This window comes from Bradyrhizobium cytisi, assembly GCF_008123515.1.
Taxonomy (GTDB): Bacteria; Pseudomonadota; Alphaproteobacteria; order Rhizobiales; family Xanthobacteraceae; genus Bradyrhizobium; species Bradyrhizobium cytisi.
The window spans coordinates 37,097-62,835 of the sequence record NZ_VSSR01000002.1 but is presented as its reverse complement, the minus strand read 5'-3'; the positions used below and the strand labels follow the sequence as shown (position 1 = coordinate 62,835).

The following is a 25,739-nucleotide window of genomic DNA, read 5'->3' as shown; positions in this document are numbered from 1 at the left end:
GTCGCGCTAGTCAACCGCCTTCGTGACGATACGGATCTCCGAGGTCAGCGTCCGGTGCACCGGGCACTTGTCGGCGATCTCCATCAGCTTCTTGCGCTGCTCAACGTCGAGCGCGCCGTCGATTGCGATATCGCGCTCGATCTGGTCGAGCATGCCGTCGCGCGTCTCGCACTCCGCGCAGTCCTTGGCATAGATTTTTGAATGCTTCAGCGTGACGGTGACGCGGTCGAGCGGCAGCGACTTGCGGTCGGCATAGAGGCGCATGGTCATGGAGGTGCAGGCACCGAGACCGGCGAGAAGGAAATCATAGGGCCCGGGACCTGCATCTTCACCCCCAGCCGCCACCGGCTCGTCCGCTACCAGATGATGCGGTCCGACTGTGATGATCTGGTTGAACTTGCTCTTGCGGGCATCCCGGACCACGACCTTCCGCGGTTCCTCAGGGAGGTCCATCGCTTTCGCGGGCTTTGCCGTGTCGACATATCGGCTCGCCCAGGCAGCGATCACATCGGCCGCATAGAGCGCGTCGGCCGGCCTGGTCAGCAGGTGATCCGCATGGTCGAGCGAGACGAAGCTCTTGGGATGTTTCGCCGAGACGAAAATCTTTGTCGCGTTGTCGATCCCCACGGTATCGTCGACCGGCGAATGCATCACCAGCAGCGCCTTGTGCAGGCCGGTGACGTCCTTCATCAGCTCGTGTTCGACGATGTCGTCGAGAAATTCGCGCTTGATCCGGAACGGGCGGCCCGCGAGAGAAACCTCGACCTCACCCTGCGCGCGGATATTGTCGAGATGCTCTCTAAAGAGACCGGTGACGTGAGCAGGATCGGACGGCGCCGCGATGGTCGCGACCGCCTTGGCCTCCGGAATCTTTCCGGCGGCCGCCAGAATCGCCGCGCCGCCGAGACTGTGCCCGACCAGGATCGACGGCGCCTTGCGGGTCGCACGCAGATGATCGGCGGCATGCACGAGATCGGCGACATTGGAGGAGAACGTCGAATTGGCAAACTCGCCTTCGCTGGAGCCGAGCCCGGTGAAGTCGAAGCGCAGCACTGCGATGCCTTTGGCGGCGAGGGCGACCGAGATGCGCTTGGCCGCCAGCGTGTCCTTGCCGCAGGTGAAGCAGTGGGCAAACAGTGCGTAAGCTACGGGCTCGCCGTCAGGGAGCTCCAGCGCGGCGGCGAGTTGATGGCCGCCTTCGCCGGTGAATTGAAAGCGTTCCGTCGTCATGGGCTTCCCCCGTTCTTGCTTGAGCCTAGTCGGCCGAATAGCGCTGCTCGGCCCAGGGATCGCCGCGGTTATGATAGCCGCGGACCTCCCAAAAGCCCGGCGCGTCGTCGGTCAGGAATTCGATAGCCTGGAGCCACTTTGCGCTCTTCCAGAAATAAAGATGCGGCACGACCAGCCGCACCGGGCCGCCATGCTCGTCCGACAGGGGCTGCCCCGACCAGCTGTGGGCGAGTAGCGCGTCCTCGGCGGCAAAGTCTTCGAGCGCGAGGTTGGTGGTGTACCCGTCATAGGAATGCAGCACGACGAAGCGTGCATCGTCGCGCGGCTGGCAGGCTGCCAGCAGCTCGCGCGTTGCGAGCCCTTCCCACTCATTGTCGTAACGCGACCAGGTCGTCACGCAATGGATGTCGGAGGTGAACCGGTCCTGCTTTTGCGCGGCGAGCTCCGCAAAAGTCCAGAACACGGGATTCTCGATCGCGCCGTAGACGTCGAGCCGCCAGCGATCGCGCGAGACCGGCGGCAGGACGCCAAGGTCGAGCACCGGCCAGTCTTTCGTCAGATGCTGGCCGGGCGGCAGGCGCTGATCCTCGGAGCGCGTAACCTTACCCGTGAGAAAGCGGCCCTCGCGCGCCCATTTCTCCTTGGTGCGCGTCAGCTTGCTGTCGTATGGCGTCTGGTCGGCCATGAGCTACTCGTGGCGGTGCATCGCAGAGGCATGCTTGGTGTCGCGCATGGTGGAATAGATGATCAGCGACAGGAAGATGACGCCGGCGAGATAGTAGTAGAACCATTCCTCGTGCCCGACGCTCTTGAAATAGAGCGCGATCGCGGGCGCCGTGCCGCCGAAGATCGAGACCGTGATCGCGTAGGGCAGGCCGACGCCGAGCGCGCGGACGTTGGTCGGGAACAGCTCGGCCTTCACCACCGCGTTGATCGAGGTGTAGCCGGCGACGAACAGCCATGCGGCGCAGATCAGGATGAACGCCACGAATGGCGACTTGGTCTCTTTCAGCGTCATCAGCAGCGGCACGGTGGCGAGCGTGCCGGCGACGCCGAAGAAGATCAACAGCGGCTTGCGGCCGATCTTGTCGGAGATCGCACCATAGATCGGCTGCAGGATGGTCGCGAAGATCAGCGTGCCGAAGATCACGAAGGTGGTCTGGTCTTCGGTCAAGCCGACCGAGAGCTTCACGAAGGTCTGCATGTAGGTGGTGAAAGTGTAGAACGCCGCGGTGCCGCCGGCAGTGAGGCCGACCACGAGTAGCAGCTCGCGCGGATACCGCAGCAAATTGGTGATCGAGCCGGTCGGCTTCACCACCTTCTTGGCTTCCTCGAACGCCTCGGTCTCCTGCAGATTGCGCCGCATCACTGCGGCAAAGATCGCGAGCGCCGCGCCGATCGCGAACGGAATCCGCCAGCCCCAGGCCTTCAGCTCGTCGGGCGTCAGGAAGACCTTTTGCAGCAGCAGTAGCACGATGATCGCGGTGAGCTGGCCGCCGATCAGCGTGACGTATTGAAAGCTCGAATAGAAGCCGCGATGCCTGGGATCGGCGACTTCGCTCAGGTAGGTGGCGCTGGTGCCATATTCGCCGCCGAGGCTCAGGCCCTCGATCACGCGGGCCAGCGCCAGGATCACCGGGGCGGCAAAGCCGATCGTGGCATAGGTCGGCGTCGCCGCGATGATCAGCGAGCCGAAGCACATGAAGACGACTGACAGCGTCAGTGAGATCCGCCGCCCGAAATGGTCGGCGATGTAGCCGAACAGCCAACCGCCCAGCGGCCGCATCAGGAAGGTTGCCGCGAACACCACGGCGACGTTCAATTGCTGGACGACGGGATCGCTGCCCGGGAAGAAGGCCGGGGCAAAATAGAGCGCGAACGCCGTGTAGGCGTAGAAGTCGTACCACTCGACGAGATTGCCGATCGAGCCGATCAAGATCGCCTTGATCCGGCGCTCTGCGTCGGCGATGTCAATGTGGTCGGAGCCCGGTTTGATTGCTTGCTCTGTCACGTCCGGCCTCCCAGAAATCATGTGTTGGGAGCCTACATCGCCTTTCCAAGCAGAAATGGCAACTGGCGGGGGCCTCGTACCGTGCCCTGCGACCAGGTCACGGTGCCGGCTGGGTCGAGCCGGAAGTCCGGAATCCGCTTCAGCCATTCCTCGAGCGCGACCTGCATCTCCATCCGCGCCAAATTGGAACCGACGCAGCGGTGGATGCCGAGGCCGAAGGCGGCATGGCGGTTTTCCCGCCGGTCGATCACGACCTTGTCAGCGTCCGGAAACATTTTTGGGTCCCGGTTGGCGGCCGGGAAGGACAGCAGCACCATGTTGCCCGTCTTGACCGGGCAGCCCGAGACCGTGGTCTCCTTGACGACCTCACGAGCCATGGTCACCGGCGAATAGGCACGGAGCAGTTCCTCTACGGCGATCGGGATCAACCCGGGCTCGGCGATCAGCCGCTCGCGATCGGCCGGCGTCCGGGCGAGATGCCAGAGCGAGGAGCCGATCGCGCTCCAGGTGGTATCGATGCCGGCAATCAGGAGCAGCCGCAGAGAGCCCAGCACGTGCGACTCCTCCAGCGGCTGGCCTTCCTTGTCCTTTGCATTCATCAAATAGGAGATGAGATCGTTGGTCGGCTTCGACCTCCGCTCCTCGATATGCGTCCTGAAATAGGCGCTCATCTCCTGCACCGCCTGGAGCAATCTGTTCTCGTCCTTGATGCCGAGCTCCAGGATCATGTGGATCCAGTTGATGAAGAGATCGCTGTCAGACTCGGGAATGCCGAGCATGTGCGCGATGGCCTGAACCGGAATGTATTTGCTGTACTGCGCTGCGGCATCGACCTTGCCGTCGGCAATGAACCCGTCGATCAGCTCGTTGCAGATTGCGCGCATCCGCGGCTCCAGCTTCTTCATCGCATCCGGCGTGAAGGGCGGTAGCAGCAATTGCTTGGCCGGCTTGTGCACGGGCGGATCCGAAGTGATCGGCGGGGCCGCGTTCCTGGCGACCTCGGGCCGTACGTCGCGGACGATGATGCGGCGTGACGAAAAATGTTCGGTGTCGTTGGCGATTTCGCGCACCGCCTCATAGGTCGTCGGCATGTAGCAGCCGAGGAAGCGCCCGGTATGGACGACCGGGCTCGCGGCGCGCAACTCTTCCCAGATCGGAAAGGGATCGTCGGTCCATTGCGGATCGGTGTGGTCGAAGTCATTGACCCAGTCGGTCACGGGCGGATGGGCGGCGGGCTGGCTGACGTCGGACATGGCAGTAAAATCCCTTGAATATCCCTTGGGGCTCGTGTTCGCTGAAGGCACGCAAAGCGCGCGCGGGCAGGCGCCGCGCTACTCCTCGATCACATCGATCGCGATTTCCGGGCAGTTGGATTTGGCAAGCCAGGCCTTGTCCTCAAGGCCCGGTGGAACCGTGCCGTCTCCGGCCTCGTGGGCGTTGCCGTACTCGTCGAGCTCGAACAGCTCTGGCGCCAGCGCCTTGCAGCGGGCATGGCCCTGGCATTTGTCGGGATCGACGCGAACCCTCAGTCGCTCCGTCATTGCGGCTTCCTCGGTCGTATACGCGCGGCCGGAAGGTGGCGCGCGCTCCTCATGTAAATTTTTATCCGCGGCATTTGCCGCTGGCTTTAAGTTATAGTCTATTACATTCGCGACAGGCTTCCCCTGTCAAGCGCAAACTTATAGGCTCGGCGCAACATGCGTTCACAACTTGCCCGCAAGCCGCACAATACCTACCACCATGGCGATCTCCGCGACGCCCTGATCAAGGTCGCGCTGCGCGAGGCCGAGCAGGGCGGGGCGGAAGCGATCAGCATCAAGGCGCTGGCAAAGCAGCTCGGTGTTTCGCAACCGGCGCCGTACCGGCATTTTGCTGACCGAGAGGCGCTGCTTGCCGCGGTGACGGCGAAGGCGTTCCGGCAGCTCAGCGCGATTCTGCGTGAGGCAATGGCCAAGCCGTCGAAGCAATCAAAGCTGTCGCGGCTGGCGCAGGCGACGCTCGATTTCGGCCTACGCCGCAACGGCATCTACCGGTTGATGTTTGCCTCGCGCACGGTGTCTTGCGCAGCCAAGGGCAGCGAGCTGCACGAGGCCACGCGCGACACATTTTCGCTCGTCATCGAGGCGCTGGAAGCGCCTGCGGTCGGCTATTTGCGCGAGCGGCAGGCACTCAAGATCTGGGCCGCGCTGCACGGCGTGGTGATGCTGGCCGAGCAGGGTCTGTTCACCGGCGAGGCCGCACATGCCACGCGCGAGGAACTGGTCGAGGACTTTGTGAACGAGACGAAGGCCGCGCTCGCGGTTGCGATCAAGGACGCGCAGCGTCGCAAGAAGGCGGGCGCTTAAGCCTTCGCTTTCAGCAGCCGCATCAGCTTTTCGACCGCGCTATCCGGTGTCGTCACGACCGGGCGGCCCGTAGCCTCCGCGACGAGCGGTGCGGTTGCCGCGATGCTGAACTGCGCCAGCGCGATGACGTCGCAGTCGCGCAAATCCTTTGACGCCTCGATGATCAGCCGGTCATGCGTGGCGCGGTCGCCGCGGTCGAGCGCGGCAAGCGCGCCGTCGGCAAGCTTTGGCACGATCTGGACCGAGGTCGGAAACTCCGGCGGCATCGAGACCAGCGTTGGCGGGAAGGTCGAGAGCAGGCCGATCTTCTTGCCCATCGTCACGGCCCGTTCGATCATGGCTTCGTTCGGCTTGAGCACCGGCATCGGCGCATGCGCGCGCGCGACGGCCTCAATGCAGGGGCCGAAGGCCGAGCAGGTGAACAGGATCGCGTTCGCCCCGGTCGCTGCCGCATAATCGCCGAGCGCAAGAAAACGCTCGGTCATGGCATCGTTGAGCTTGCCGTCGCGCGCCAGATCCGCCGACAGGCTGTCGTCGAGCAAGTTCATCAGCCGCGCCTCCGGCCACGCCTGCGCGAACGCCGCCTCGATCGGGCCGATGGAGTGCTTGAGGGCGTGGATCAGGGCGATGCGAGGGGGCGTCGTCATTGAACGTGACTACCTGGTAGGTCTCGTGCCCCGGACGCAGCGCAATGCGCAGTATTGCGCTGCTGAGCCGGGGCCCATTGTGGCCGCTGGGTCCCGGCTCAGCGCAGCAGCGTTGCACGCTGCAGCGCGTCCGGGACACGGAAGACACTTACTTGAACGGCACCGCGTACATCAAGCCGCCCTTGCTCCAGAGGCCGTTGAGGCCGCGCTCGAGCTTGAGCGGGCTCGCCTTGCCGACATTGCGCTCATAGATCTCGCCGTAATTGCCGGTGGCCTTGATCGCGGTGACCAGCCATTTGTTGTCGAGACCAAGCCGCGAGCCGAGATCGCCCGAGGAGCCGAGCAGCCGCTGGATCGCGGGGGTTTGCGATTTCGTCATCTCGTCGACATTGGCCTGGGTGACGCCGAGCTCCTCAGCCTCGATCAGGCCGTAATGCAGCCAGGTGATGATGTCGCTCCAGACCTCGTCGCCATTGCGGGTAAAGGGCCCGAGCGGTTCCTTGCTGATGGTCTGCGGCAGCACGACGTAGTCGGCCGGGTTCGGCGCCGCGGTCGTCACGGCACCGGCAAGCGCGGAGGCGTCCTGGGTCATGGCATCGCAGCGGCCGCCGAAGAAGGTCTGGTACATGGTGTCGACGCGGTCGAAAACCAGCGGCTTCCAGTCGATGCCGTTGGCGCGGCCGTAATCGCCAAGCGTGACCTCATGAGTCGTGCCCTGCGCGACGCAAACGGTGGCGCCCTTGAGGTCCTTCAGCTCTTTCACGCCGAGGTCCTTCTTCACGACAAAACCCTGGCCGTCGTAGAAGTTGATCGGTCCCTGCCGCAGGCCCAACGTGACGCCGCGCAAGTATGTCTGCGTGGAGTTGCGGTAGAGCACGTCGATCTCGCCCGATTGCAGCGCGGTGAAGCGGTTCTGCGCGGTCAGCGAGACATAACGCACCTTGTTGGCATCACCGAGCACGCCGGCCGCGAGCGCGCGGCAATAGTCGACGTCGAGGCCATTGTAATTGCCTTGCGAGTCCGGCGCCGAGAAACCGGCAAAGCCCGCGCTGACGCCGCACACCAGCGTGCCGCGGTTCTTGACCGTGTCGAGCGTCGCCGCCGACGCGACGACCGTCGATGCGGTGAGCACGCTCGCCGCGATAACCATTGTCCTCATCATGCTACTCTCCCCTCAGTGATTGACACTACGCAATACGTTGTCCACGGCCGTGCCGAGCTTGTCGACGATCAGATCGATCTCGTCGGCCGAAGCGATATAGGGCGGCGCCAGCAGCACATGGTCGCCGCGGATACCATCCACGGTGCCGCCGCCAGGATAGCAGCCGAGTCCGTTGGCGAAGGCTTCAGCCTTGATCTTCTGGTTCAGCTTGAGTGCTGGATCGAACGAGGTGCGGCTGGCACGATCAGCGACGAGCTCGATCGCCCAGAACAGCCCGCGTCCCCTGATGTCGCCGACATGGCGATGATTGCCGAAGCGTTCGGTCAGCCGCTGCTCGAGCTGCTTGCCGCGCTCCTTGACCCGGTCGAGCAGATTGTCTTCGCGGATCACGTCCTGCACCGCAAGCGCCGCCGCGCAGGCGAGGGGGTGGGCGAGATAAGTGTGGCCGTGCTGGAACGCGCCCGACCCTGCACGGATTGTGTCGATGATCTTGCCGCTCGCGAGCATTGCACCGATCGGCTGGTAGCCGCCGCCAAGCCCCTTTGCGATCGCCTGGATATCAGGGGCGACGCCTTCTTGCTGCCATGCATGCGTCGTGCCGGTGCGGCCCATGCCGCACATGACCTCATCGAGAATGAGAAGAGCGCCGTGCCGGTCGCAGATCTCACGCACGGCCCTGAAGTAGCCGTCCGGCGCCGTCACCGCGCCGGCTGTGGCGCCGACGACGGGCTCGGCGAGGAACGCCGCAACAGTGTCAGGGCCAAGCCGTTGAAACTCGGCTTCAAGCTCCGCGGCGAGCCGCGCCACGAACTGCGCATCGGATTCACCGTCGTGCTCCTCGTGATAGGCAAAGGCCGGCGTCACGTGGCTGAACGCGGCCGAGAGCAGGGGTGCATAGGGCGCGCGGCGCCAGGCGTTGCCGCCGGCTGCGAGCGCGCCGAGCGTGTTGCCGTGATAGCTCTGCCGCCGCGCGATGAAATGCTGCCGCTGCGGCTCGCCGCGCTCGATGAAATATTGCCGCGCGAGCTTGATGCTGGCCTCGATCGCCTCCGATCCGCCGCTGACGAAATAGGCGTAGGCGAGACCGCCGGGCTCATGCCCGACCAGCGTTTGAGCAAGCGCCTCGGCCGGCTCGGAGGAGAAAAACGCGGTGTGCGCATAGGCGAGCGTCGAGGCCTGCTTCGCCATTGCCGCGATCACGCGGGGATGCTGATGCCCGAGGCAGGACACCGCCGCGCCGCCGGACGCGTCGATCACGCGGCGGCCGTCTTCGGCGAAGAGGTAGACGCCCTCGCCGCCGATCGCCTTGGGCGGCGTTTCGCGCAGCGAACGGTGCAGCACGCGGCTGGTGCGAGTGCTCATGGTCAACCTTTCTCTGAGACGTAGGTAGAGGTGGCGGCAAGCCGCGCCTCGGTATCCTGGAGGCGCTTCTTCGCAGCCGTGCCGCCGAGCAAGAACGTCGCGGCGGCTAGCGACTGCGCGATCGCGATCGCGCCGGTGAGGCTCGGGAAGAATCCGGGCGAGGAGGCGGCTTCGAACAGCAGGACGTGGTCGGCGCCCTCGGCCATCGGCGCGGCCACGCTGTCGGCGATCGCGATCAGCGTCGCGCCGGCGCGATAGGCGGCCTGCGCGACCCGGACGCTGGCATTGGTATAGGGCATGAAGCCGATGACGATCACGGCCTCGTCGGGCCGGAATGCGCCGAGATCGAGATCGTCAGGGCCGGACGCGCCGACGATCTGCACCTGCTCGGGGCGGAACAGCCTTAGCTCGTAGTTGAGCAATTCCGCGACGCTGCGGCAGCTGCGATAGCCGGTGATCCAGATCCGTTTCGCGTCGTGCAGCGTGCGGGCCGCGTCCGCGATCGCGTGGGCGGATATGCGCGGCAGGCCCGCGGCTTCGGCCTCGAGCTTGTCGGAGATAAGCGCGACATCGGCGTTCGGGCCGTGGCGGCGGCTCTTGGCGCGAGCCGAAAAGGGCGAGGTCTGCGACGGCCGCCGTGCCTCGGTCAGCGCGGCGCGCAATTCGTCCCAGCCGGAATAGCCGATCGCCTTCGCAAGGCGCGTGAATGCGGCGGGATCGGCACCGGCTTCTGCCGCGAGGTCGCGCATCGAACGGGTGGTGGCGTCGTAATCATTGGCCGCGACAAAACGCCCGACCTCCTGCAAGCGCAGGGGGAGCGATGGCAACGCAATGCGGAGTTCGCTCAGGGGCGAGAATTTCGCGGGCTCGGCCATGAAACATTTGTTGCACGGTTCCTGGATTGGTGCAACAGTTGACGTGCGCCGCCGGAAATCGCTGCTGTCAGGAAGGATTTTTGCGCCCGTGACCTCAGATGACCCCAGGCCGCCGCCGCGCCGCAGCTTTTTCGGCGCGCTCGGGCCGAACGAATTGAAGGGCTTGTTCTGGCAGGTGCTGGTGGTCGGCATCGCGGTCGCCGTCATCGTCTTCCTCTGGTCCAACACTGTCACCAACCTCTCGGCTCGCCGCATCACCACCGGCTTTGCCTTTCTCGGCCGCGAGGCCGGGATGCCGATCTCCGACAGCCTGCTCGCGTACAATCCGAGAGACAGCTACCTCTGGGCTTTCGTCGTCGGCGTCGCCAACACGCTGCGCGTCGCCGTGATCGGCATCGTGCTCGCGACGATCCTCGGCACACTGATCGGCATCTCGCGGCTGTCTACGAACTGGCTGCTATCCCGGTTTGCGGCCGTCTATGTCGAGGTCCTGCGCGACATCCCGCTGCTGCTTCAACTCCTGTTCTGGTACGTGCTGATGCAGGCGTTGCCGGCTGCGCGTGCGGCGTGGCGGCCGGTCGAGGGCGTCTTCCTATCCAACCGCGGCCTGATCCTGCCGGCGATCCCGGTTGGCTCACCACAGCTCTGGGTGCTCGGCACGGCCGTGCTGGGCTGCGCTGCATTCCTTGTCATTCAGCGATGGCTGGTCGCTCAGCAGGTGCGCGATGGCAAGCCGCGGCCGGCTTGGCCCTTTGCACTTGGTCTCATTGCCGTGCTGCCGGTAGCGGTGTCGTTGTCGCTTGGCGTGTCCTGGACCATCGAATGGCCTGCGCTGCGCGGCTTCAACTTCGTCGGCGGGCTGACGCTCGCGCCTGAATATTTCGCGCTGCTGATCGCGCTCGTGACCTACACGTCCGCCTTCATCGCCGAGATCGTGCGCAGCGGCATCCAGTCGGTGCCACGCGGGCAGTGGGATGCCGCCAGCGCGCTCGGCCTGCGCCGCAGCTTCATGCTGCGGCAGATCATTCTGCCGCAGGCGCTGCGCGTGATCGTGCCGCCGATGACCAGCCAGTATCTCAATTTGACCAAGAACTCGTCGCTCGCGGTCGCGATCGGTTACCAGGACGTGGTCTCGATCGCCAACACCACGCTGAACCAGACCGGGCAGGCGATCGAGGCGATCGCGCTGATCATGGCCGTCTTCCTGACCATCAGTCTCGGCATCAGCTTCTTCATGAACTGGTACAATGCGCGCATCGCGCTGGCGGAGCGCTGAGCATGACCGCGATCACTGACATGCCAGACGTGCCGCGCGCCGCCCGCCGTCCCCAAATCGGCAACCCGGTGCTGCGCTGGCTGCGCACCAATCTGTTCTCGTCGATCCCCAACGGCATCCTGACGGTCGTCCTGCTGGCGGTGCTGGCGAAAGGCGTGATCAGCTTCGTGCAATGGGGCATCGCGAACGCGGTCTGGCTCGCACCAGCCAATGATTCCAGCGCCTGCAAGGCCGCGCGCGGCCTCGGCGCGTGTTGGGCCATCATCCCCGAGAAGTACCGCTTCATCCTGTTCGGCACCTATCCGTTCGACGAGCAATGGCGGCCTGCGCTCTCCGTCGTGCTGTTCATCGCGCTGTTCTTTCTCTCCACGCGCCGCGCGCTATGGCGGCGCGAATTGGCCTATCTCTGGATCGGCGCGCTCGCGCTGATCAGCGTGCTGATGTGGGGCGGCGTGTTCGGGCTGTCCTTCGTCTCGCAGGATCGTTGGGGTGGGCTGCCGGTGACATTGATCCTGGCGACATTCGGATTGGCGTTCGGCTTCCCGCTCGGCATTTTGGTCGCGCTCGGCCGGCGCTCAAAGCTGCCGGCGATCCGCTCGCTCTCGGTGCTCTATGTCGAGTTGATCCGCGGTGTGCCGCTGGTGAGCCTTCTCTTCATGGCGAGCGTGATGTTTCCGCTGTTCATGCCCAGCGGATTCAACATCGACAAGCTGTTGCGTGCGCAGATCGCGATCATTCTCTTCGCGGGCGCCTATCTTGCCGAGGTGATCCGAGGTGGCCTCCAGGCCGTGCCGCGCGGGCAATATGAGGCGGCCGACGCGCTCGGGCTGTCCTACTGGCGCAAGCACCGGCTGATCGTCCTGCCGCAGGCGATCCGCCATGTCATCCCGCCGCTGGTCAACACCTTCATCGCCTTCTTCAAGGATACCAGCCTGGTCCTGATCATCGGTATCTTCGACCTGCTGACGACGGCGAAGACCGCGATCATCGATCCTGCCTGGCAGCAGTTCTCGGTGGAAGTCTATATCTTCGTTGCCGCGATCTATTTCGTGTTCTGCTTCGCGATGTCGCGCTATAGCCGGAGCCTGGAGGCGACGAGCGCGAGGTGATGACCGGTGTCCCGGACAAGGAGCAGCGCGCGAGCGCTGTGCCGCAGAGCCGGGACCCAGGATCGCACAGGAGGCCCCGGAGAGATGGGCCCCGGCTCTGCAGCGCACCGCGAAGGCGCGCTGCGCTGCGTCCGGGCAAGAGAGTGCCTTACTTCTTCACCCGCGGATCGATCGGGGTCTGCCCGCGCAGGCCCAAAATGTCCTCCAGCACCTTCGCACCCGCGATCACTTGCGCGTCCGCGCGGGGTGCGCCGACGACCTGCACGCCGACCGGCAGGCCGGAGGCGGTGAAGCCGCAGGGCAGCGACAGCGACGGGCAGCAGGCCAGCGTGATCGCATAGACGATGCCGAGCCATTCGACATAATTCTCGAAGGTCTTGCCGGCGCATTCCGCGACATAGCGGTTCTCGATCGGGAACGGCGGCACGATCGTGGTCGGCGTCAGCAACAGGTCATAGGTCTTGAAAAACTCGATTGCGCGCGCGGTCATGCCGACGCGCTGTGCTTCGGCGCGTGCGAGCTGTTCGACGGTGAGCTTAAGGCCCTCCTCGATGTTCCAGATCACCTCGGGCTTGAGTAGGTTGCGCTTGGTACGCAGCAGATTGGCCTTGGTGATCGCGAAATCGAAGGCGCGCAGCACGTGGAAGCATTCATGCGCCTCGCGCCAGTCGGGATGCGCCTCCTCGACGATGGCGCCGGCTTCCGCGAAGCGCTCCGCCGCCTTGCGCGTGATCGCCTTGACCTCGGGATCGACCGGCGTGATGCCGAGATCGGGCGAGTAGGCGATACGCTTCGGCTTCGTGCCCGAGCGCGCCGCTGACAGGAAAGAGGTCGCAGGCGCCGGCAGCGACAGCGGATCGTCCGCATAGTCGCCGCTCATGGCGTCCAGCAGCAGCGCGAGGTCCTCGACATTGCGCGCCATCGGGCCGACGACGCCGAGATTGCGATCGATGCCCGATTTGGGAGTATGGGCGACGCGGCCGATGCTCGGCCGCATGCCGACCACGCCGCAGAAGGCCGCGGGGCTGCGCAACGAGCCGCCCATGTCGGAGCCCTGTGCCAGCCAGGCCATGCCGGTGGCGAGCGCCACCGCAGCGCCGCCGGAGGAGCCGGCCGCCGACTTCGAGGTGTCCCAGGGATTGAGCGTCGCGCCGAACACTTCGTTGAAGGTGTTGGCGCCGGCGCCAAATTCTGGCGTGTTCGACTTGGCGTAGACGACCGCGCCATTGGCCTCGAGGTTCTCGACCATGAGGTCGGATTTCGCTGCAATGTTGTCCTTGAAGATGGGCGAGCCCTGCGTGTTCAACACGCCGGCGACATCGGTCAGATCCTTGATCGGCACCGGCAAGCCCGCGAGCAGCCCGCGCGCGCCGGCTGGCTTCTGCATCAGCGCCTTGGCGCTATCTCGCGCCCGATCGAAGCACAGCGTCGGCAGCGCGTTGACCGTGCTATCGACCGCACTGATGCGCTTCTCCACGACATCCAGCAATTCGAGTGGAGAGACATCGCCGGAGCGCAGCTTGTCGACGATGGTGCAGGCGGTTTCGCGGATCAGGTCTTGAGACAACTATTTTGCTCCTGCTCATGAAAAGGCCTCGTCATTGCGAGCGCAGCGAAGCAATCGAGAAATGCATCTGCGGGGACGGTCTTGATTGCTTCGCTTCGCTCACAATGACGCGGATAGAGTTAACCCCATCCTGCGCTGATGCCGCCGTCGACCGTATAGATCACGCCCGACGTATAGCCGGCGCGATCCGACGCCAGGAACGCCATGAGGTCGCCGATCTCGCGCGGATGTGCGGGGCGGCTGAGCGGCAGGCTCTTCTGGAATTCCTTGTAACGGTTCTCGTCGCCGAACTGGTGCTTTGCGCGCGTCTTCAGCAGTGTAACGTGACGGTCGGTGCCAACCGGGCCGGGATTGATGCCGACCACGCGAACGTTGTCGGCGAGGCTTTTTCCCCCGAGCGCGCGGGTGAAAGCCATCAGCGCGGCATTGCCGGCGCTGCCGCAGATGTAATTGGCGTCGAATTTTTCGCCGGCAGCACCAATGTCGTTGACGATGACGCCGCCGCCCCGGGCCTTCATCTGCGCGTAGATCTGCCGCGTCAGGTTGATATAGCCGAACACTTTCAATTCCCAGGCGTGGCGCCAGATGGCTTCATCGATCTTGTCGATGGAGCCGCCGGGGATGTCGCCGGCATTGTTGACGAGCACGTCCATGTCGGCGGCCTCCCTGGCTAGCCGCGCCAAATCCTCGGCGTTGCGTAAATCGACGATGCTGGTCGCGGCATCGATCTGATGCGCCGAGCGCAAGCGGTCGGCCAGCGCCTCGAGCTGCTCGCCGTTGCGCGCGGCGAGCAGGAGATGAGCGCCTTCCTCGGCAAACGCCTCGGCGGCGGCTGCGCCAATGCCCTTGGACGCGCCTGTGATGAGGACGCGCTTGCCACGCAGATGCAGATCCATGAGAGGTACTCGCAGGGTGGGAACAGGGATGAAATCAGTAGGCGCACGGCTGCGCCATGGTCAACATTGCAGTGCAGCGTTGCACTGCCGTTGACTTTGGTCCATTGCAGTGCGGTCAAAAAGGCGGCGGCTGCCGGACCAAAAAAGGACGTTCTCGATGAGCAAGAAACAATACCGGATCGCAGTCATTCCCGGCGACGGCATCGGCAAGGAAGTGATGCCCGAGGGCCTGCGCGTTTTGGAGGCGGCCGCGAAGAGGCACGGGGTCTCCCTGCATTTTGATCATTTCGACTTCTCGTCCTGGGACTACTACGAGAAGCACGGGCAGATGATGCCGGACGACTGGAAAGAGAAGATCGGCAAGCACGACGCGATCTATTTCGGCGCGGTCGGCTGGCCGGCCAAGATTCCGGATCACGTTTCGCTGTGGGGCTCGCTGATCAAATTCCGCCGCGAGTTCGACCAGTATGTGAATCTGCGTCCAGTGCGGCTGATGCCCGGCGTGCCGTCGCCGCTGGCGGGCCGCAAGCCCGGTGATATCGATTTCTGGGTCGTGCGCGAGAACACGGAAGGCGAATATTCCTCCGTCGGCGGCCGCATGTTCCCCGACACCGACCGTGAGTTCGTGACGCAGCAGACGGTGATGACCCGCACCGGCGTCGATCGCATCCTCAAGTTCGCCTTCGAGCTCGCCCAGTCGCGGCCGAAGAAGCACCTGACGTCGGCGACCAAGTCCAACGGCATCTCCATCACCATGCCCTATTGGGACGAGCGCGTGGAGGCGATGGCGAAGAAGTTTCCGGGCGTGAAGTGGGACAAGTACCACATCGACATTCTCACGGCGAACTTCGTGCTGCACCCGGACTGGTTCGACGTCGTGGTCGGCTCCAACCTGTTCGGCGACATCCTGTCCGATCTCGGCCCGGCCTGCACCGGCACCGTCGGCATCGCACCGTCAGGCAACATCAATCCCGAGGGCGATTTCCCCTCAGTGTTCGAGCCGGTGCACGGTTCGGCGCCTGACATCGCAGGGCAGGGCATAGCGAACCCGATCGGCGCGATCTGGTCGGGCGCGATGATGCTCGAGCATCTTGGCGAGAAGGTTGCCGGCAAGTCGATCGTCGATGCGATCGAGCGCACGTTGGCCGAGCGCACGCTCCGCACCAAGGATCTCGGCGGTAACGCCGATACCACAGCCTGCGGCAAGGCGGTCGCAGATATGGTGGATTAAAGTAGGCTGCTAAACGAAATGTCGTTTCCGGCCTAGTGCGCAATTGCGCTCGGGGGTCGGGACGACATTAATGCTGGCAGTTAGCCCACGATCTTCTCGATCACCGCTTCATCCAGTCCGAACTTCTTCCCGGCCGTCAAAATTTCCTGCCAGGTGGTCGGATCGACTGGGATACCTTCCGCGAGCCGCTTCTTCTTGGTCTCACGCTCGGGCTCGCCGGCGATCTTGACCTTGTCGACGCCGAGGGCGGGCGGCGAGCCGGTGTGCCAGGCGACGAAGCTCTCGACTTCGCGCGCGAGGTTTTCGCCGGTGCCGAGCTTGCCCGGGTCGATGATGATCGAGAGCATGCCGTTGAGGACGTTGTGCTTGCCGTCGGACGGGCCCTTGACCACCTGACCGCCGGAGAGCGCACCGCCGAGGATTTCACACACCAGAGCGAGACCCGAGCCCTTGTGCTCGCCGAACGGCAGGATGGCGCCGTGCGGCGGGATCACGGTGTAGCGCGGATTGACGGTGGGCTTGCCTTCATTGTCGATGATGGTGCCGGGCTCGAGTTCGACGCCCTTGTTGTGGGCGACGCGGGTCTTGCCCTGCGCTATCCTGCTGGTGGCGAAGTCGAGCACGATCGGCTCTTTGCCCCTGCGCGGGATGCCGACGCAGAACGGGTTGGTGCCGTGGCGCGCATCGCTGCCGCCCCAGGGCGCCACGATCGGGCGCGAAATCACGTTGACGAAGTGGATCGAGACCAGCCCGTGGTCGATGCACTGCTCGGCCCAGTGGCCGATGCGGCCGATGTGGTGGGCGTTGGAAAGGCCGACGAGACAGACGCCGTTGCTCTTGGCGCGCTCTGCCGCCAGCTCCATCGCTTCATGGCCGATCACCTGACCGTAGCCGGTGAGACCGTCGAGGGTGAGAAGCGGACCATTGTCGAGCACGATCTTGACGTGCTGGTTCACGGCGAGGCCGCCGTTGGTGACGCTCAAGACATAGCGCGGGATCATGCCGACTCCGTGCGAATCGTGTCCCTTCAGATTGGCCTCGACTAAGTTGGTGGAGACAAGCTCGGCTTCGCGGTCCGTAGACCCGCCCGCCTTGACGATGGCGCGGATGACATTGGTGAGCGGTTCCGCCTTGATGGTGCGAGTGTCGGCCATTGTCGTTGCTCTTATCCTTTCACGATCCGGCGGCAATGGACCCATGCCGCTTCGATCAGATTCTCGCTGGCTTCCGGTGTGCGGAACGCCGAATGCGCCGACAGCGTTACGTTCGGTATCCTGGTCAGCGGATGGTCCGCGGGCAACGGCTCGATATTGAAGACATCGAGGCCGGCATGGCGGATGTGGCCCGACGTCAATGCGTCGATCATCGCCTGCTCGTCGACGATCGCGCCACGCGCGGTGTTGATGAAGACGACGCCCGGCTTCATCTTCGCGATTGTCTCGCGCTTGATCATGCCGCGCGTCTCGTCGTTGAGCAGCAGATGCAGCGACACCACGTCGCTTCTCGCCAGCAGCGTGTCGAGATCGGTGAACTCGACGCCAGGATAGGCCTTTGGCGAGCGGTTCCAGGCAACCACCTTCATGCCGCCGCCTGACGCAATGCGCGCGACTTCGGCGGCGATACCGCCGAACCCGATCAGGCCGAGCGTCTTGCCGGTGAGCTGCGTGCCATCCTCGCGCAGCCAGTTACCAGCGCGCATCTCGCGGTCCATCATCGCGATGACGCGGGCGGAGGACCACATCAGTGCGATCGCGGACTCCGCCACGGCCGTGTCGCCATAGCCCTTGATCAGATGCACGGAGATGCCGAGCTCGGCGAGCTCCTCCGGGTTCATGTAGCTGCGCGCGCCGGTGCCGAGAAACACGACGTGCTTCAGCCCCGCGCATTGTTTTGCGACCTCGGTGGGAAGCGCGGTGTGGTCGACGATTGCGATCTCGGCGCCGTCGAGGATCTCAGGATATTGCTCGGGCTTGATATCGGGATCCCGGTGGATCCGCATCTTGGGATCGCCGGGCTTCTCCAGCCGCTCCATGATCACGGCGAGCGCTTCATTGGCGTCGACGAAAACTCCGCGCATGTCAGTCTCCAATCAGGATGCAACGCCTGCGATCGCCAGCACGGTGTGCATCAGCACGTTGGTGCCCGCGGCGCAGTCGGGCTGCGTGGCATCTTCCAGCTCGTTGTGGCTGATGCCGTCCTTGCACGGCACGAACACCATCGCCGCGGGCATGATCGTATTGAGGTTGCAGGCATCGTGGCCCGCGCCGGAGGTGATGCGGCGGGAGGAATAGCCGAGCGTCTTGGCTGCATTCTCGACTGCGGCGATCAGCTTGGGATCGAAATGCGTCGGCGGCTTGCGCCAGACCAGATCGATCTCGACCTCGACCTTGCGGCGCGCGGCGATCTCGGCAATCGTAGTGCGCAGGTCACGATCGAGGGCATCCATGATCGCGCCATCTGCGCTGCGGCAATCCATCGTGAAGGCGATCTCGCCGGGAATGACGTTGCGCGAGGGATTTGCGATCACGGCTTCGCCGATGGTGCCGACTGCATTCGGCCCGTGCTTCCTGGCAATGGCCTCCATCGCCAGCACGATCTCGGACAGTGTCGCCAGCGCGTCGCGCCGCAACGGCATTGGCGTCGATCCCGCATGGCTTTCGAAGCCGGAGATCTTGCCGTCATACCAGAGCACGCCCTGGCCGGAATCGACCACGCCGATGGTCTTTCCTTCGGCCTCCAGGATCGGGCCTTGCTCGATGTGCAGCTCGACAAAGCAGCCGAGCTTCTGGAAACCGACCGGCTTGTCGCCGCGATAGCCGATGCTGTCGAGCGCCTGGCCGACGGTCGTGCCCTCGATATCCTTGCGCGACAGGATGTCGTCGGGCGTGAAATCGCCGACGTAGGCCGCGGACGCCATCATCGCCGGTGCGAAGCGCGAGCCTTCCTCGTTGGTCCAGTTGACGATGCAGATCGGCGCCTCGGTCTCGATGCCGGCATCGTTCAGCGTGCGGATCACTTCGAGCGCGCCGAGCGTTCCCAGAATGCCGTCATACTTCCCGCCTGTCGGCTGGGTGTCGAGATGCGAGCCGATGCCGACGGGAGGCTTCGACATGTCGCGGCCCTTGCGCAGACCGAACTGAGATCCGAGCGCATCGACATGCACGTCGAGGCCGGCTTCCTCACAGGCCTTTCGGAACCAGTCGCGAACCTGCTTGTCTTCGCCGCTGAGCGTCAGCCGCCGTACGCCGCCTTTGGCCGTCGCGCCGAATTGCGCGGTCTCGTGGATGGAGCCCCAGAGGCGGGCGGAATCGATCTGTAAATTGGTGGCGGCTCGGCTCATGCATCAGTCTCTCATTTGTCCGGCGCCTGTTTCAATGACGCGCCAGCGCGGGCGCGTCAACCGCGAGGCTGCTCTGCGCAATCTGACATGCAAGCTCGGCGACGCGCTCGACCGCGACGACGTCGGGCGAGGCGAGCCAGCTTGCGGTGAACGTCAGCGGTGCGATCTCCAGATCGGTGTCGAGCAATTGCAGCCGGCCGTCGGCGAGCTCGTTTTCGACGATGGCGTCGGGGATCACGGCGATGCCGAGTCCTTCCACTGCCATGTGGATCACGGTGGCAAGCGAGGCAGAGGCGTGGAGACGGATCGGCGGCAAGTCGGGCCGGTCGAACACCTCGCGCACGACCTCGTAGGGTCTGGTCTTACGCGGAAAAGTGATGATCGGAAACCGCGCGAGATCGGCGGGCGTCACCGGGCCGTGGCCGAGCCCGAGTGAGGGGCTTGCGAGGAAGCCGATCGGATAGTCGGCGAGCACGCGATTGTGCACGCCGGAGGCCGACAGCGGTCCGACCACGAAGGCCAGCTCGATCTCCTGAGCGAGCAGGCGCGCGGTGAGGTTCGGCGTGATGTCGACCTCGATCTCCAGCGACAGGTTCGGATAGATCCCGTTCATGCTCTTCACCAGCCGCGGCAGCCAGGTGTGCACGATAGTCTCGGCGACGCCGAGCCGCATCACGCCGCGCATCGCCGACCGATCGCCAATCTCGGCCATCATCTGAGCGCGCAGGCCGATCAGCTTTTCCGCATAGACCATCATCTGCCGCCCGCTCGGGGTGGGCGACGCCACGCGATGATCGCGGTTCAGGAGTTTGACGCCCATCTCGCGCTCGAGCTGGGCAATGCGCTGGGAGATCGCCGGCTGGGTCGTATTGAGCCGTGCTGCGGCGCCGCGGAAGCTGCCGAGCTTCACAACCCAGAGGAAGGTTTCGATCGACCTGAAGTCCAGCATTGAAAGGATTTTTTCCTGATCGATAAAATAAATTTATCGATATCGATTAGAAAGGACGATTAGACTTTATAGCACGCTTGGTGTTGGCTGTCTTTGTCGAGTTTATAGGCAGGTCGATCACATGACTGTTTTGGTGGCAGCGCAGCAAACTGAAACACCCGACACCCTCCCGAGCCGTCAGGCGCGGCTCGCCTATCGTGGCGGCGAGGTCGGTTCCACCGCCGGGGTCGCGCCCGGCTTCGTCCAGGGCAATCTGGCGATCCTGCCGGCGGAATACGCCGGCGCCTTCCACCGCTTCTGCCAGCTCAATCCGAAACCGTGCCCGATCATCGGGATGTCCGATGTCGGCAGCCCGTACATCCCTGCGCTTGGCGCCGATCTCGATATTCGCACCGACGTGCCGCGCTACCGTGTCTGGCGCGACGGCGAAGTCGTCGACGAGCCAACCGATGTGACCAAGTATTGGCGCGATGACCTCGTGACCTTCGTGCTCGGGTGCTCGTTCTCATTCGAGGAGGCACTGCTCGACGAGGGCATGCCGATCCGCCACATCGAGCAGAACGTGCGGGTGCCGATGTACCGCACCAACATCGCCTGCGGCGAGGCCGGCCCGTTCGCGGGTCCGATGGTGGTGTCGATGCGCCCGTTCAAGCCGGCCGATGCGATCCGCGCGGTGCAGATCACCTCGCGCTATCCCGCCGTGCACGGCGCGCCCGTGCACCTCGGCCATCCGCATCTGATCGGCATCAAGGACATCGCCAAGCCCGACTATGGTGATCCGGTAGCTGTTGCCGATGACGAGATCCCGGTGTTCTGGGCCTGCGGCGTGACACCGCAATCGGTCATCAATGCGGCCAAGGTCCCTTTCGCGATCACGCATTCGCCCGGCCTGATGTTGGTGACCGATCTGAAGAACAGGAACATGGCCGTGATTTAGTGGGCAGCATTTGCTGCTTCTTCAGGCTTTACGCAGTTTGCCAATCGCTTCATTCGATACGCACAAAATACAGAGGACTTTGCCAATGACGATCACTCGCCGCGACGTTCTGCTCGGAGCCACCGCCGCTGCCGCGCTGTTGCCGCTAGCGGCGCGCGCGCAAACCTCTGAGGTGGTGATCGGCGCGACCTATCCCTTGTCCGGCGCCGGCGCCCAGGTAGGGGTGGACGCGCAGCGTGCATTCGAGACCGCGATCGATATCATCAACAACGACCAGGACTTCGACCTTCCGCTGGCGAAGGGTGTCGGCTTGCCCGGTCTCGGTGGTGCCAAGATCCGCATGGTGTACGCCGACCACCAGGGCGACCCGCAAAAGGGGCGCGCCGAAGCCGAGCGGCTGATCACCCAGGAAAAAGTCTGCGCGGTGCTCGGCTCCTATCAGAGCGCAGTCGCGGTCACGGTCAGCCAGATCTGCGAGCGTTACCAGGTCCCGTTCTTGTCGGCGGACAATTCCTCGCCGAGCCTGCATCGCCGTGGACTGAAGTATTATTTCCGCGCCTCGCCGCATGACGAGATGTTTTCGGCCGGGATGTTCGATTTCCTCGACTCGATGAAGAAGAAGGGCGCCAAGGCCGAGACGCTGGCGCTGTTCCACGAAGATACGATCTTCGGCACCGACTCCGCCAACGCTCAGACCAAGCTCGCAACCGAGCGCGGCTACAAGATCGTCGCCGACATCAAGTACCGCGCCAACTCGCCGTCCTTGTCTGCCGAAGTCCAGCAGCTCAAGGCCGCCAATGCCGATGTGCTGCTGCCCTCGAGCTACACCACGGACGGCATCCTGTTGGTCAAGACCATGGCGGAGCTCGGCTACAAGCCGAACGCGATCCTGGCCCAGGCAGCCGGCTTCTCCGAAAAGGCGCTTTACGACGCCGTCGGCGACAAGCTCGAAGGTGCGATCACCCGCGGCAGCTTCTCGCTAGATCTCGCCGCCAAGCGGCCGATGGTCGGCAAGATCAACGACCTGTTCAAGGCGAAATCGGGCAAGGATCTGAACGACAACACGTCGCGGCAGTTCATGGCGATGATCGTGATTGCGGACGCCATCAACCGCGCCAAGTCGACCGACGGCGAGAAGATCCGCGACGCGATGGCCGCAACCGACATTCCGGGCGAGCAGACCATCATGCCCTGGAAGCGGGTCAAGTTCGACGACATGGGCCAGAACAACGACGCCGATCCGGTGCTGCTGCAATATATCGGCGGCAAGTTTGTCACCATCTTCCCGTCGCAGGCGGCCGTGGCCGAAGCAGTCTGGCCGATGAAGTGAGGACGAAATCGGGAGCCCGGACGATAGCTCCTGATCCTGATCCTGCGGAGTAAGACGGAGCCCGCGTCGGGAAAGACGAGGGTTGCCCGTCCTTGGCGATGCGCGTTCGATGACGCCCCTCGGGGTGAGGGCTTTTTCTGGGGGACAAGTTGCTGACAGTCGAAACAATTGTCCAAAGTCTCGCGAGCGGCCTGCTGATGGGCCTGCTCTACGGACTGATCGCCGTCGGCCTCGCGCTGATCTTCGGCCTGATGGACGTCACGAACTTCGCCCATGGCGAGTTCCTGATGATCGCGATGTACGCGTCCTTCTTCCTGTTCACGTTCTTCGCAATCGACCCCTTGCTTTCGGCGCCGCTGGTCGCGGCAGCGATGTTCGTGTTCGGAGCGGTGATCTACCTGTTGGTTGTGCGCTTCGCCATGCGCGCCAAGGCCAATGCCGGCATGGTGCAGATCTTCACGACCTTCGGCCTGGCCATCGTGATGCGCGGACTGGCCCAGCTGTTCTTCACGCCGGACTATCGCAGCATTCCGCAATCCTGGCTCGGCGGCAAAACCATCTCGGTTGCGGGCATTTTCCTGCCGGAGCCGCAGCTGGTCGGTGCGCTGGTCTCGATCGCGGCCTTTGCCGGCCTCTACTTCTTCATCCACCGCACCGATTTCGGCCGCGCGCTGGAAGCCACCCGTGAAGATCCCGGCGCGGTCGCGCTCGTCGGTATCGACAAGAATCGCGTGTTCGCGTTCGGTTGGGGCCTGGGCGCTGCGCTTGTCGGTCTCGCCGGCGCGATCATGGCGGTTTTTTTCTACATCTATCCCGACGTTGGCGCCTCCTTTGCGCTGATTGCCTATGTCACGGTGGCGCTCGGCGGCTTTGGCAGCGTGTTCGGCGCCTTTGCCGGCGGCATCATTGTCGGCCTGGTTGAAGCGGTGACCGCCCTGATGCTGCCGCCCTCACTGAAGTCGGTCGGCATCTATGCGGTGTACTTGCTCGTTGTCTTCATCCGGCCGCGTGGCCTGTTCGGGTCGATGTGATGGACAAGAATTTTGCCACGCGGCGTCGCCGCGATCTCATCGTTGCCGCAGTGCTGGCCGCACTGGCCGCGCTCGCGCCGCTGTTCGTCAAGAACGTCTACATCCAGAACATCCTGGTGCTGACCTTGATGTATGCGGCGCTGTCGCAGAGCTGGAACATCCTGTCCGGCTATTGCGGACAGATCTCGCTCGGACACGCGCTCTATTTCGGCATCGGCGCCTACACCACGGAGCTGCTGTTCACCAAGTTCGGCGTGCTGCCCTGGTTCGGCATGCTTGCCGGCGGCGTGATCGCTGCCGTGATCGCGATGGGGCTCGGCTATCCCTTCTTCCGTCTGCGTGGCCATTACTTCGTGATCGCGACCATCGTCATCGCCGAGATCGGGCTGCTGCTGTTCCAGAACTGGGAATGGGCGGGGGCTGCGATGGGAATTACCATTCCGGTGCGCGGCGACAGCTGGCTGAAATTCCAGTTCATGCGCAGCAAGCTGCCGTACTTCTATTTCGCGCTGGCGCTTTGCTGCGTCGCCTGGTTCGTCACCTGGTGGCTCGAGGACTCCAAATGGGGTTTTTGGTGGCGCGCGGTAAAGGACAATCCGGAAGCCGCTGAAAGCCTGGGCGTCGTCGTGTTCAACTCCAAGATGGGTGCGGCAGCGGTCTCTGCATTCCTCGTTGCCGTCGGCGGCGCCTTCTATGCGCAATTCCTCGCTTATATCGATCCCGAAAGCGTCATGGGTTTCCAGTTCTCGCTTCTGATGGCACTCCCGGCCGTGCTCGGTGGCATCGGCACCCTCTGGGGTCCGGTGTTAGGAGCGGCCATCCTGATCCCGATGACGGAGCTGACGCGCTCCTATATCGGCGGCTCCGGCCGCGGCGTCGACCTCATCGTCTATGGCGCGCTGATCGTGGCGATCTCGCTCGCTTTGCCGCAAGGCCTCGTGAGCCTGTTCTCCCGTTCCAAGGCAAAAGGAGCGACGCGATGACCGCGCTCCTTGAAACCCGCGGCGTCTGGCAGCGGTTTGGCGGCCTCGTCGCCAACAGCGACGTCTCGATCTCGGTCGGCCGCGGCGAGATCGTCGGGCTGATCGGTCCGAATGGCGCCGGCAAGTCGACGCTGTTCAACCTCATCGCCGGCGTTCTGCCGCCGACGCAAGGCTCGATCTGGTTCGACGGCGAGGACGTGACAAAGCTGCCGGCGGCCGAGCGCTGCCAGCGCGGCGTTGGTCGCACCTTCCAGGTCGTCAAGAGCTTTGAGACCATGACGGTGATCGACAACGTCATCGTCGGCGCACTCGTGCGCAACACGGTGATGCGCGAGGCTCGCCGCAAGGCGCATCAGGTGCTGGAATTCACCGGCCTTGCGGCGCGCGCCGACGTGCTCGCAAGCGACCTCGTGCCGGCCGAGAAGCGCCGTCTCGAAGTCGCGCGTGCGCTTGCGACCGAACCGAAACTGCTTTTGCTCGACGAAGTCCTCACCGGCCTCACGCCGACCGAGGCGCAGACAGGCGTGGCGCTGGTGCGAAAAGTACGCGATGCCGGCATCACTGTTCTGATGGTCGAGCATGTCATGGAGATCGTGATGCCGCTAGTCGATCGCGCCATCGTGCTCGATCTCGGCAAGGTTCTGGTCGAGGGCAAGCCCGCCGACGTGGTCCGCGATCCCAAGGTGATCAGCGCATATCTGGGAGATCGTCATGCTGTCGGTGCATGAAGTCACGACCGCCTATCAGGGCCTGGTCGCGATCTCCGCGGTCTCGATCGAAGTCCAGAAGGGGGAGATCGTCTGCGTTGCCGGCGCCAACGGTGCGGGCAAGTCGACGCTGCTCAAGTCCATCGCCGGTGCCGAGCGTCCGCGCTCGGGCACGGTGACGTTCGACGGCAAACGCCTCGACGGCATGGCGCAGCATCATATCACCGCCACCGGCATCGCTTATGTGCCGGAGAACCGCCGCCTGTTCCCGCGCTTGTCGGTGCGCGACAATCTCCGCCTCGGTAGTTATCTCTATCGCGGCGAGGCCGATCGCGAGGGGCCGCTCGATCTCGTCTTCAAGCTGTTTCCGCGCCTGTCCGAACGCCTCGAGCAGCGCGCCGAAACGCTTTCCGGCGGTGAGCAGCAGATGCTCGCGATCGGCCGCGCCCTGATGACGCGTCCGCGGCTTCTGATGCTCGACGAACCTTCGCAGGGCATCATGCCGAAGCTGGTCGACGAAATCTTCCAGGCGGTGAAAACCATCCGCGAAGCCGGCATGACCGTGCTGATCGTCGAACAGCGCATGGCCGAGTGCCTGGAGATCGCCGACCGTGCCTACATCCTGCAAACCGGCCGCGTGCTGATGCAGGGCCCGGCAGCGGAGATCAGGGGCAATCCGGACGTACGCAAGGCATATCTGGGGCTGTAGCGCCAACCGTCATTGCGAGCGCAGCGAAGCAATCCAGAATCC

The 25,739-nt window shown here is 64.1% G+C and carries 25 protein-coding genes; 10 read left to right on the top strand and 15 right to left on the bottom strand.

Annotated features, from left to right (window positions below; translation table 11 throughout):
• Positions 1-6: 6 nt before the first annotated feature.
• From FXB38_RS00950 to FXB38_RS00930, 5 genes are all read right to left on the bottom strand, one after another.
• A complete protein-coding gene (locus FXB38_RS00950; RefSeq protein ID WP_148748911.1) occupies positions 7-1,230 on the bottom strand; it encodes a bifunctional alpha/beta hydrolase/OsmC family protein in 1,224 nt (407 codons plus the stop codon).
• Positions 1,231-1,255: 25 nt separating this feature from the next.
• Complete coding sequence (locus FXB38_RS00945; RefSeq protein WP_148748910.1) at positions 1,256-1,915, bottom strand: sulfite oxidase-like oxidoreductase; 660 nt, start codon at positions 1,913-1,915, stop codon at positions 1,256-1,258.
• A gap of 3 nt (positions 1,916-1,918) precedes the next feature.
• Complete coding sequence (locus FXB38_RS00940) at positions 1,919-3,241, bottom strand: MFS transporter (protein ID WP_148748909.1); 1,323 nt, start codon at positions 3,239-3,241, stop codon at positions 1,919-1,921.
• Between the two features lie 32 nt (positions 3,242-3,273).
• Positions 3,274-4,494, bottom strand: a complete 1,221-nt coding sequence (locus FXB38_RS00935; protein WP_148748908.1) for a cytochrome P450 — start codon at positions 4,492-4,494, stop codon at positions 3,274-3,276.
• A 78-nt stretch (positions 4,495-4,572) separates the two neighbouring features.
• A complete protein-coding gene (locus FXB38_RS00930; protein WP_045008980.1) occupies positions 4,573-4,782 on the bottom strand; it encodes a ferredoxin in 210 nt (69 codons plus the stop codon).
• 156 nt (positions 4,783-4,938) lie between these two features.
• Between FXB38_RS00930 and FXB38_RS00925 the strand changes: the two genes are divergently transcribed.
• Positions 4,939-5,586 carry a TetR/AcrR family transcriptional regulator gene (locus FXB38_RS00925; RefSeq protein WP_148748907.1) on the top strand — a complete coding sequence of 216 codons (648 nt, stop codon included), beginning with the start codon at positions 4,939-4,941 and terminating at the stop codon, positions 5,584-5,586.
• Here FXB38_RS00925 and FXB38_RS00920 read toward each other — a convergent pair.
• The 4 genes from FXB38_RS00920 to FXB38_RS00905 form a co-directional block, all read right to left on the bottom strand.
• Complete coding sequence (locus tag FXB38_RS00920) at positions 5,583-6,233, bottom strand: aspartate/glutamate racemase family protein (RefSeq protein WP_148748906.1); 651 nt, start codon at positions 6,231-6,233, stop codon at positions 5,583-5,585. The two genes, FXB38_RS00925 and FXB38_RS00920, sit on opposite strands and share 4 nt — an antisense overlap.
• A 148-nt stretch (positions 6,234-6,381) precedes the next feature.
• Positions 6,382-7,395 carry an amino acid ABC transporter substrate-binding protein gene (locus FXB38_RS00915; RefSeq protein ID WP_148748905.1) on the bottom strand — a complete coding sequence of 338 codons (1,014 nt, stop codon included), beginning with the start codon at positions 7,393-7,395 and terminating at the stop codon, positions 6,382-6,384.
• Positions 7,396-7,407: 12 nt separating this feature from the next.
• Positions 7,408-8,757: an aspartate aminotransferase family protein gene (locus tag FXB38_RS00910; protein ID WP_148748904.1), complete on the bottom strand. Its 1,350-nt coding sequence runs from the start codon at positions 8,755-8,757 to the stop codon at positions 7,408-7,410.
• Between the two features lie 2 nt (positions 8,758-8,759).
• Positions 8,760-9,632, bottom strand: a complete 873-nt coding sequence (locus tag FXB38_RS00905; protein ID WP_148748903.1) for a MurR/RpiR family transcriptional regulator — start codon at positions 9,630-9,632, stop codon at positions 8,760-8,762.
• An 88-nt stretch (positions 9,633-9,720) separates the two neighbouring features.
• Between FXB38_RS00905 and FXB38_RS00900 the strand changes: the two genes are divergently transcribed.
• Positions 9,721-10,908 (top strand): amino acid ABC transporter permease, encoded by a 1,188-nt coding sequence (locus tag FXB38_RS00900; RefSeq protein WP_148748902.1) that lies wholly within the window; start codon positions 9,721-9,723, stop codon positions 10,906-10,908.
• A gap of 2 nt (positions 10,909-10,910) precedes the next feature.
• Complete coding sequence (locus FXB38_RS00895) at positions 10,911-12,017, top strand: amino acid ABC transporter permease (RefSeq protein WP_148748901.1); 1,107 nt, start codon at positions 10,911-10,913, stop codon at positions 12,015-12,017.
• A 148-nt stretch (positions 12,018-12,165) separates the two neighbouring features.
• Here the strand turns inward: FXB38_RS00895 and FXB38_RS00890 are convergent, their stop codons facing one another.
• Both FXB38_RS00890 and FXB38_RS00885 read right to left on the bottom strand, forming a co-directional pair.
• The gene (locus FXB38_RS00890; protein ID WP_148748900.1) at positions 12,166-13,584 is read right to left on the bottom strand and encodes an amidase; all 1,419 of its coding nucleotides are present in this window, start codon (positions 13,582-13,584) and stop codon (positions 12,166-12,168) included.
• A 119-nt stretch (positions 13,585-13,703) separates the two neighbouring features.
• Positions 13,704-14,480 (bottom strand): SDR family oxidoreductase, encoded by a 777-nt coding sequence (locus FXB38_RS00885; RefSeq protein ID WP_148748899.1) that lies wholly within the window; start codon positions 14,478-14,480, stop codon positions 13,704-13,706.
• Between the two features lie 157 nt (positions 14,481-14,637).
• Between FXB38_RS00885 and FXB38_RS00880 the strand changes: the two genes are divergently transcribed.
• Complete coding sequence (locus FXB38_RS00880) at positions 14,638-15,711, top strand: tartrate dehydrogenase (RefSeq protein WP_148748898.1); 1,074 nt, start codon at positions 14,638-14,640, stop codon at positions 15,709-15,711.
• A gap of 80 nt (positions 15,712-15,791) precedes the next feature.
• On the opposite strand, the gene FXB38_RS00875 is transcribed toward FXB38_RS00880, so the two are convergent.
• Genes FXB38_RS00875 through FXB38_RS00860 form a run of 4 tightly spaced genes read right to left on the bottom strand, consistent with a single transcriptional unit; the run spans position 15,792 to position 20,000 of the window.
• On the bottom strand, positions 15,792-16,865 hold the full coding sequence (locus FXB38_RS00875) for a malate/lactate/ureidoglycolate dehydrogenase (protein ID WP_148748897.1): 1,074 nt from the start codon (positions 16,863-16,865) through the stop codon (positions 15,792-15,794).
• A gap of 11 nt (positions 16,866-16,876) precedes the next feature.
• Positions 16,877-17,788, bottom strand: a complete 912-nt coding sequence (locus FXB38_RS00870) for an NAD(P)-dependent oxidoreductase (protein ID WP_148748896.1) — start codon at positions 17,786-17,788, stop codon at positions 16,877-16,879.
• A gap of 12 nt (positions 17,789-17,800) precedes the next feature.
• On the bottom strand, positions 17,801-19,051 hold the full coding sequence (locus FXB38_RS00865; protein WP_148748895.1) for a Zn-dependent hydrolase: 1,251 nt from the start codon (positions 19,049-19,051) through the stop codon (positions 17,801-17,803).
• 31 nt (positions 19,052-19,082) lie between these two features.
• On the bottom strand, positions 19,083-20,000 hold the full coding sequence (locus tag FXB38_RS00860; protein ID WP_148748894.1) for a LysR family transcriptional regulator: 918 nt from the start codon (positions 19,998-20,000) through the stop codon (positions 19,083-19,085).
• A 121-nt stretch (positions 20,001-20,121) separates the two neighbouring features.
• On the opposite strand from FXB38_RS00860, the gene FXB38_RS00855 reads away from it, so the two are divergent.
• From FXB38_RS00855 to FXB38_RS00830, 6 genes are all read left to right on the top strand, one after another.
• The gene (locus tag FXB38_RS00855; RefSeq protein WP_148748893.1) at positions 20,122-20,937 is read left to right on the top strand and encodes a putative hydro-lyase; all 816 of its coding nucleotides are present in this window, start codon (positions 20,122-20,124) and stop codon (positions 20,935-20,937) included.
• Between the two features lie 85 nt (positions 20,938-21,022).
• Complete coding sequence (locus FXB38_RS00850; protein ID WP_148748892.1) at positions 21,023-22,267, top strand: ABC transporter substrate-binding protein; 1,245 nt, start codon at positions 21,023-21,025, stop codon at positions 22,265-22,267.
• A gap of 152 nt (positions 22,268-22,419) precedes the next feature.
• Positions 22,420-23,298, top strand: coding sequence for a branched-chain amino acid ABC transporter permease (locus tag FXB38_RS00845; protein WP_148749020.1), 879 nt, complete (start codon positions 22,420-22,422; stop codon positions 23,296-23,298).
• Positions 23,298-24,281 (top strand): branched-chain amino acid ABC transporter permease, encoded by a 984-nt coding sequence (locus FXB38_RS00840; protein ID WP_148748891.1) that lies wholly within the window; start codon positions 23,298-23,300, stop codon positions 24,279-24,281. Before FXB38_RS00845 ends, FXB38_RS00840 begins: the two co-directional genes overlap by 1 nt.
• Complete coding sequence (locus FXB38_RS00835) at positions 24,278-25,009, top strand: ABC transporter ATP-binding protein (RefSeq protein WP_148748890.1); 732 nt, start codon at positions 24,278-24,280, stop codon at positions 25,007-25,009. The genes FXB38_RS00840 and FXB38_RS00835 overlap by 4 nt, the downstream gene beginning before the upstream one ends.
• Positions 24,993-25,697 (top strand): ABC transporter ATP-binding protein, encoded by a 705-nt coding sequence (locus FXB38_RS00830; RefSeq protein WP_148748889.1) that lies wholly within the window; start codon positions 24,993-24,995, stop codon positions 25,695-25,697. Before FXB38_RS00835 ends, FXB38_RS00830 begins: the two co-directional genes overlap by 17 nt.
• Positions 25,698-25,739: the final 42 nt, after the last annotated feature.